The organism is Alsobacter sp. SYSU BS001988, from assembly GCF_054796215.1.
Genome location: NZ_JBTAMK010000052.1, coordinates 1 through 624, shown reverse-complemented (window position 1 = coordinate 624; position 624 = coordinate 1). Strand labels below are relative to the sequence as shown.

The window sequence follows — 624 nt, the reverse complement described above, 5'->3', positions numbered from 1 at the left end:
CAATTCAATGACGATGCTTCCCGTATGCCCCATGCTTCACGGAGAAGTCGCAACGCAGATCTGCGAGGGGATTCTGCTTGAGTTCAGATCCGGCAAATCTGGGTCTCAGCGGAGCTTCAGCGATGAGCGTCATTGAGCCACAGAGGCCCAAGGCCAAGGGCCGCCCCTTCCAGCCCGGCCAGAGCGGGAACCCGAACGGGAAGCCCAAGGGCGCCCGAAACGCCACGACGCTGGCCATGGAGGCCCTGCTGGAGGGCGAGGCTGAGGCGTTGGCCCGCAAGGCGGTTGACCTTGCTCTCGCCGGCGACGTCACGGCCCTGCGGCTGTGCATGGACCGGCTCTGCCCAACTCGCAAGGACCGGACGGTCGCGTTCCACCTTCCGGAGATCGCATCCGCCGCCGACGCCAAGCACGCAGCCTCGGCCATTCTCGACGCCGTCGCGGCCGGGGACCTCACGCCATTGGAGGCCGCCGACGTCGTGAAGGTGCTGGAGACCTACACCAAGATCCTGGAGGCCACCGAACTGGAAGAACGCCTGGCCCGCCTTGAGGAGAAGACGAACCAATGAGCCGGATCGGAGCCAGACTGGCGAAACTGGAACGCGCCGTCGGCGTCGTCGGCCC

At 66.0% G+C, this 624-nt stretch carries 1 protein-coding gene; it reads left to right on the top strand.

What is annotated here, in order from left to right; all coding sequences use genetic code 11:
* The first annotated feature begins 122 nt into the window (after nucleotides 1–122).
* The gene (locus ACYVO7_RS25760) at nucleotides 123–569 is read left to right on the top strand and encodes a DUF5681 domain-containing protein (protein WP_460452613.1); all 447 of its coding nucleotides are present in this window, start codon (nucleotides 123–125) and stop codon (nucleotides 567–569) included.
* Nucleotides 570–624: the final 55 nt, after the last annotated feature.

Excerpts from the sequence above, each read along its gene's own strand:
- ACYVO7_RS25760 (WP_460452613.1), top strand. The coding sequence starts at position 123 with ATGAGCGTCATTGAGCCACAGAGGCCCAAGGCCAAGGGCCGCCCCTTC.